This window comes from Synechococcus sp. R55.2, from assembly GCF_047462075.1.
Taxonomy (GTDB): Bacteria; Cyanobacteriota; Cyanobacteriia; order Thermostichales; family Thermostichaceae; genus Thermostichus.
This window is the reverse complement of sequence record NZ_JANSIH010000168.1, coordinates 1-6618: the sequence shown is the minus strand read 5'-3', so window position 1 is coordinate 6618 and position 6618 is coordinate 1. Positions and strand designations below refer to the sequence as shown.

The 6618-nt window shown below is 58.6% G+C and carries 7 protein-coding genes; 5 read left to right on the top strand and 2 right to left on the bottom strand.

Annotation, left to right across the window (positions count from 1 at the left end; all coding sequences use genetic code 11):
• The coding region (locus NW838_RS05865; protein WP_414427684.1) for an STAS domain-containing protein at nt 1-306 on the bottom strand (306 nt) is incomplete at its 3' end.
• A gap of 232 nt (nt 307-538) precedes the next feature.
• Complete coding sequence (gene accD / locus NW838_RS05860) at nt 539-1483, bottom strand: acetyl-CoA carboxylase, carboxyltransferase subunit beta (RefSeq protein WP_414344447.1); 945 nt, start codon at nt 1481-1483, stop codon at nt 539-541.
• Nucleotides 1484-1607: 124 nt separating this feature from the next.
• On the opposite strand from accD, the gene NW838_RS05855 reads away from it, so the two are divergent.
• The 5 genes from NW838_RS05855 (at nt 1608) to NW838_RS05835 (ending at nt 6146) form a co-directional block, all read left to right on the top strand.
• Nucleotides 1608-2474, top strand: a complete 867-nt coding sequence (locus NW838_RS05855; RefSeq protein ID WP_414355468.1) for a tRNA (5-methylaminomethyl-2-thiouridine)(34)-methyltransferase MnmD — start codon at nt 1608-1610, stop codon at nt 2472-2474.
• A gap of 153 nt (nt 2475-2627) precedes the next feature.
• Nucleotides 2628-3236, top strand: coding sequence for a hemerythrin domain-containing protein (locus tag NW838_RS05850; RefSeq protein WP_414427683.1), 609 nt, complete (start codon nt 2628-2630; stop codon nt 3234-3236).
• A 71-nt stretch (nt 3237-3307) separates the two neighbouring features.
• Nucleotides 3308-3496: a DUF4089 domain-containing protein gene (locus tag NW838_RS05845; RefSeq protein WP_414427682.1), complete on the top strand. Its 189-nt coding sequence runs from the start codon at nt 3308-3310 to the stop codon at nt 3494-3496.
• The gene (locus NW838_RS05840) at nt 3493-4893 is read left to right on the top strand and encodes an AtzE family amidohydrolase (protein ID WP_414427681.1); all 1401 of its coding nucleotides are present in this window, start codon (nt 3493-3495) and stop codon (nt 4891-4893) included. The genes NW838_RS05845 and NW838_RS05840 overlap by 4 nt, the downstream gene beginning before the upstream one ends.
• A 356-nt stretch (nt 4894-5249) precedes the next feature.
• Nucleotides 5250-6146, top strand: coding sequence for a hypothetical protein (locus NW838_RS05835; protein ID WP_414427680.1), 897 nt, complete (start codon nt 5250-5252; stop codon nt 6144-6146).
• Nucleotides 6147-6618 lie beyond the last annotated feature (472 nt).

Here is a 6618-nt window from a genome sequence, read left to right as displayed (position 1 = left end):
CTTTTCCATAGAGGTGAGGTTGAGGACGAGGGCCACATTTTCCGGCACGCAACAGAGGCTGAGGTTGCCCCCAGCAGCACGGCACTTGCGCAAAGCAGAGATCAACACCCCCAGCCCAGAGCTGTCCATAAAAGTGACCGACGACATATCGATCAACATATTGGTGTAACCGAAATCTAAAACCTGCTGGAGCAATTGCCGAACTTCTGAGGCGGCCTTGGCATCAAAACGACCCTCCAGCGGCACAATCGCCAGTTTTTGCCCTTGTGGAGTCTCAGCAGTACGGATGCGCGGCTTAAAATTCATCGTTTCCGGTCAAGACCTCATGCCCCACCTTAACACCATCCGCTGCCTCGCACCAGGAAATCTTGGAAGATCCGCAGGGGACAGTACGGCTCCATCCCAGAACACCTGCCCCCCCACCCCAGGAGCCGGAGAGAAGTCTGATGGAACCCAATATCTCTCCACTAATGACTACACCCTCCGCAGGGAAGGGATCCGGCCTCGGCCACAAATTCCGCATCTTAGGCGGATCTACCTACAGCATAGGTTGCAGGGTTAAAGCCTCCGAGTCTATGGAGGGAAGGGACATGTGCAAACGGGGACGGTGCATAGAGAGCAACTGGGCCAGCCGCTTGCGCAGCTCAGTACGGGGCACAATCGCGTCGATGAGCCCTTGGGCCAGCAGGTACTCGGCGGTTTGGAAGCCTTCTGGCAGCTTGCCCTTGCCGATGGTTTGCTCGATTACGTTGGGCCCGGCAAACCCCACCTGCGCGCCCGGCTCGGCCAGGATCAAATCTCCCAGCATGGCAAAGCTGGCGGTTACCCCGCCATAGGTGGGATGGGTGAGCACGGAGATGAACAATTGTCTGGCGTCGCGGTGCCTTTGTAGGGCGGCTGAGGTCTTGGCCATCTGCATCAGGCTGAGGATCCCTTCCTGCATGCGGGCCCCCCCCGAAGCCGAAAAGAGGATCAAGGGCAGGTGATCGCAGGTGGCCCGTTCCGTGAGGCGGGCGATCTTCTCTCCCACCACCGAGCCCATGCTGCCGCCCATAAAGCGAAAGTCCATCACCCCAATCGCCACCGGGATCCCTTCCAGGCTTCCCAACCCTGTCAGGACGGCATCCTTGAGCTGGGTGCGCTCCTGGTAGGTGGCCAAGCGCTCGGAGTAGGGCTTTTGGTCGAAAAAGTGCAGGGGATCCGTGGGAGCCAGGTGTTCGTCCAGGGGCTGCCAGGATCCGGGATCCAAAAGCTGTTCCAGACGCTCTGGGGCTGTAATGCGGTGGTGATGCCCACAGCTGGGGCAAACTTGCCAGTTTTGCTGCAGATCCTTGGTGTAGGTCAGGGTGTCACAGGCAGGACACTTTTGCCAGAGGCCATCGGCAATTTCTCTCACCTGACGCTCTTTGTCGAAGGGGCTGCTACCTGTCAGGTTTAGAGAGGTTTGTCTGCGCCGTTCCGCAAACCAATCCAGTAGAGACATAGCTGTTGAAATATCCTCCCTACTCAGGGATGTCGAGAGCCCTGCCGGTGAGCTGCGAAACACATCTCAACGTTCTCAAGCTATCAAAGAATCGCCCAACTGAAAATAGAGACAACAGCAGGCAATGGAGACTCGGTGGCAGGTGCTGACCACAGGGGATGGATCCCTGACCTTTTTCTCGGAAGAGTTTGGACAGGCTTTTCACAACGTCAGTGGTGCCGCCCAGGAGGCTTTGGAGAAGTTTGTCCGCCCTTGCCGGCTGGATCGGCTGCCTTTGGAGCGGGATCCCGCCCAGCCCATTCGCCTTTTGGATATTTGCTTTGGCTTGGGCTACAACTCCGGCCTTGCCCTAGAAACCATTTGGCAAATCCGGCCCCACTGTTCTGTAGAAGTAATCGGCCTAGAGCGATCCCCGGAAGTGCCTCGCCAGGCTTGGCAGGCGGGGGTGGGATCCACCTGGAGCTTTGGGCAAGAATGGCAACACTGGATTGAACAGGGATCCTGGCAATCGGAGCGCTGGCGCGGAACGCTGCTGTGGGGCGATGCCCGGCAAACGGTGTTGCAGGTGCCGCTGGGGTGGGCAGATGCGGTGTTTTTGGATCCCTTCTCGCCTTCTGTTTGCCCAGAGCTGTGGACGGTGGATTTCCTGCGGGCCGTGGCTGAACGGATGCGACCAACCGGCATTTTGGCCACCTATTCCTGTGCAGCGGCGGTGCGAGCGGCTCTGTTGGAAGCAGGGCTTTTCATCGGCTCTACTCCCCCGGTAGGTCGTCCTTGGCCGGGGACAGTGGCCTCGCCCCAACCTGACCACCTGCCGCCTCTTTCCCCCATGGAGTGGGAGCACCTGAAAACTCGCGCTGCCGTGCCCTACCGGGATCCCACCTTGAAAGGAGATAGAGCGCAAATCCGTCTGCAACGCCAACGGGAACAGCAGGGATCCCCTTTGGAGCCCACTTCTGCTTGGAAACGCCGCTGGCCTGTGCAAGCCTAGAGAGTGGCGTTGCCGGAGTTCAGATCTGGACAACTTTTCCCAGGATTGCTGCCCGAGTGTATCCAAGACACCTGCGCTATTCCCGTACCCTTACGCAAGCCACCATTTCTTGACAAAGTTAAGCTAGGATGAAACTTTTCTGCTGTGAATGCCATGTCCTCTTCAGCCTCTGCCGGTACGCTGGTTGCCCTTTGTGCTGAACAGCACCGCGTCATCCTGCAGTTTTTGACTCGCCTGTCTCGAGCGCCGGAGTTGGATCTGGAGCAGCGACGCCTCTGTGTACAAAGGTTGCGACAGCGCCTCTCCCGCCACATTCAACTGGAGCGCCATGTTCTCTACCCCCTGCTCAGGTCGGCTCTCCAGGCGGATCCCCACCTTAGCGACCAAATTGAGCGGCTGGAGCAACATCTGCGGGATCAGATCCCGGAGCTGACGCGCTTTTTGCACCAATCAGAGCGCACTCCCCAGCAGGTGGATCCCTCTGCTGCCCTTCACTTCTATCGGAAACTGCGGGCCCAGTTTGAGCAGGAAGAGAAGGTCTTGCATCCCCTCTTTGCCCAGCATGTTTCTCCCGAAGCAGAGCAGCAGCAGTTGCGTCTGTTCCGCAAACGCCTGCAAGCCAGCGCTGCTTCCAATCGCTCTGCACATAGCCGTCGCGTTGCTTTGAATGAGCTGGAACGGCAGGCGATAACCCGCCCTGTCTTGCCCAACGAGCGTCTCTGGTCGCTGCAGGGCAACGCTGTGCAGATGGCCGCTCCCTAGCCAACGACGGTCTTGTTGTTGGAGGCTAGTGGTGGTATTTTTGCTGCAATCGGCTCCCTGACCCCAAAACCATGCAGCCCTGGGATCCCGAAACCTACGTCGATCAAATGGCCCAACTGCTGCAACTGCCCCTGCATCCTCAACACCGAGCAGGGGTGATCGAAAATTTTGCCCGCTTTCTGCCCATTGCTCAACAGGTGCTGGAGTTCCCGTTGCCGCCGATAGTTGAGCCAGATCCCACCTTTGACCCCCAGCCATGACCGGGGATCCCCACCTTCTCGGCAGCGCTGACGCGGTCTCTATTGCCAGGGCTGTCCGCCAGGGATCCGTGAGCGCCCAAGCGGTGGTGGCTGCCTGTCTGGAGCGGATTCGCCGGCGGGATCCCCAGCTCAATGCCTTTACAGCTGTCTTGGAGGAATCGGCCTTACAAGCGGCGGAGCAGGTGGATCGACAGGTGGCTCAAGGGATCCCGGTGGGCCCGCTGGCAGGGGTGCCCTTTGCCGTCAAGAACTTGTTTGACGTGGCCGGCCTCACCACCCTAGCTGGCTCTGTAATCAACCGCGAGAACCCCCCGGCCATCCAAGATGCAACAGTGGTGGCTCGTCTCAAGCAGGCAGGGGCGATCTTGGTGGGCACCCTCAATATGGACGAGTATGCCTATGGCTTCGTCACCGAAAACAGCCACTACGGCCCCACCCACAACCCCCACGATCTCAACCGCAGTGCGGGGGGATCCTCTGGCGGCTCGGCAGCAGCGGTGGCAGGAGGTTTGGTGCCCCTTGCCCTGGGCAGCGACACCAACGGCTCGATTCGGGTACCGGCCTCTTTGTGTGGCGTCTACGGCCTCAAGCCCACCTATGGCCGTCTATCGCGGGCAGGAGCGGCTCTGTTTGCCGCCAGCTTTGACCACGTGGGCCCCTTGGCCCGTTCGGTGGCCGATATTGCCCTCAGCTTCGATGTCATGCAAGGGCCGGATCCCCAAGATCCCGTCTGTACCCGGCGTCCTGTGGATCCCACCTTTGGGCAGTTGGGGCAGGGGATCGAGGGCTTGCGCATCGCGGTGGCGGATGATTACTTTGCCCGAGGGGCAGAGCCCCCCATCTTGGCCGGGGTAGAAAAGGTGGCCCAAGCCTTGGGGGTCGGCCAGACTGTGCGGATCCCGGAAGCCCAGCGCGCCCGTGCCGCCGCCTTCCTGATCACGGCTGCTGAGGGAGCCAACCTGCACTTGCCCAACCTGCGAACTCGCCCCCACGACTTCGATCCGGCCACCCGGGATCGCTTTTTGGCCGGAGCCCTGTTGCCTGCCAGTTGGATCTTGCAGGCGCAGCGCTTTCGCCGCTGGTACCGCCAGCAGGTGCAGGCCATTTTTCAGGAGATCGATCTGTTCATCGCCCCCGCCACCCCCTGCTTTGCCCCCTTGCTCGGCCAAGAGAAGATGGTGATCGATGGGGTAGAGGTTCTCACTCGGCCCAACCTCGGCCTCTACACTCAGCCCCTCTCGTTTATCGGCCTGCCGGTGCTTTCAGTGCCGTTGCGCGAGAGCGGATCCCTGCCCTTTGGCGTACAACTGGTGGCCGCCCCCTATCAAGAAGCCAAACTGCTGCGGGCAGCCGCCTATTTGGAGAAGCTAGGGATCCCCAATGCGCAGCCGGTTTGAGCCATGAAGAGCCCTACTTTTGCAGCACATCTAGCGCTAGAGCTCGTGGGCATCTTCTCATGAACACTAAATATGTAGATGAACCGGTTGTGTGGTCAAGACAAGATTTCAATTGCTTTTGAGGAGCTGCTTTAGTCTCTGTGTAGCCTGTGGGTAACGTCTGAAGCTGTATTGGGGCAGAATCTTTGGCCTTGGCTCGCAAGAGAGATTGGGGCACCGGATATTAAAGTAAAATTAAGCCCCCAGTTGTTGTATCAAATGCCTCCTTCTCCAGGCTTGGCCAATAGAATGAACAGCATAAAATAGACACGGCACCCCCACCTGGACTCTATAACCCTATGGATCATCCTGATTCTGTGGCTCGGCGCTACATGAAACTGTGCGAGGCCTATCTCTCTCTCAACGAAGCCTTCGACAAATTGGATCAGTCCCACAGCCACCTACAGCGCCACTTCAAACGACTCCTTGGCTATTTCAGTGCTGCCCAACAAGCTCTGGTTCAACTGCCGCTCTTGCAACAGCGGATTGAGCAGAGCGACCGCTGGATGAACTCCTTGCGAGAAGAACTGCAAGCCAAAGAAGCCCGGCTTGGCGAGCTAATCGCCAACTACGATCAAGTCTGTGGCGAGCTGGACTCCACCAAAGCAGAACTGTTGAGCGCTCAAGCGCTGATTGAGAAACTTGAAGCGGAAAATGCTCAGGTTTTGGAACGCTTGAGTCGGCTCACCAACATGGAAGAGGAAATGGCAAACTTGGCGGAACAGCTGGCCCAAGCGAACGAAGCTCGTCAGCAGATGGAGGCTCGAAATCGCGAGCTGGAGCGAGCTTTGGGAGACCGGGATCAGCACATTTACAGCCTGCAGGAGCGATTGGCCCAATTGGAGCAAGAGATGGCCTTCTTGAAAGCTCAGCGGGATGAGGCCCAGCAGGCTGCACAACTGGCTATGTCTCGCGCGGAGCAGGCGGAAGTCGGGCTGAAGGCGCAAACCGAACAAGTTCAGACTTTACGAAATAAGCTCCATCAAGCCGAACAGCAACTGGCCATGGTAACCCTGAACGAGCTGGAGCTCCTGCTCGGCCATGACTCGATGAACCTCTTGCAAGAAGCGGAGCAGGCTGCGGAAGTAGATGCCCAGGTGCTGGCAAGCGTACCGGCCTCTCTGGCCGAGGCAGAACGCATCCTGCTGGAGATCGACCAGTTCATTCAGTTCATTTTGGCCTACTCGGAGCCCATGAAGTCGCAGGCTGCGTGACATACTCCCGACGCTGTAGCTAGCTTCCCGCAGGGTTGCTACGCACACAGCGCGGGCTTCTCAGTGACCCCTGCTATCGCTTCAGACATTTCCTGAGCTTAAGGACTACGTCCCGCTGACGCGAAAAGGACGGGATGCCCCACCGCCCTGTAGAGTAGTGCGTAGTGACTAGTCACTAGTCACTAGCCTTTTTATTGCTTCATGGAGTGGGGTGACGGCTTCGGTTTTGCGTGGGTATGTTGACCCTGCGCATACAGCGCGGGGCTTCTCGGCGGTTTAGCTAAAATAGGCTAGAGAGCAGCTGCAAGACTCCGCAGGGTTGCAAAGCAACACCCCAATGGGGAGATGCCCATCTTCTCATCACCAGAACAAACTCTACCCTGCATCCTTTGAGCGGGCCAACCCAACTGAAGCTGACAACTTGAGCGCATGAAAGCCGTAGTCATGAGTGTGCCCGGCGGGCCAGAGGTTC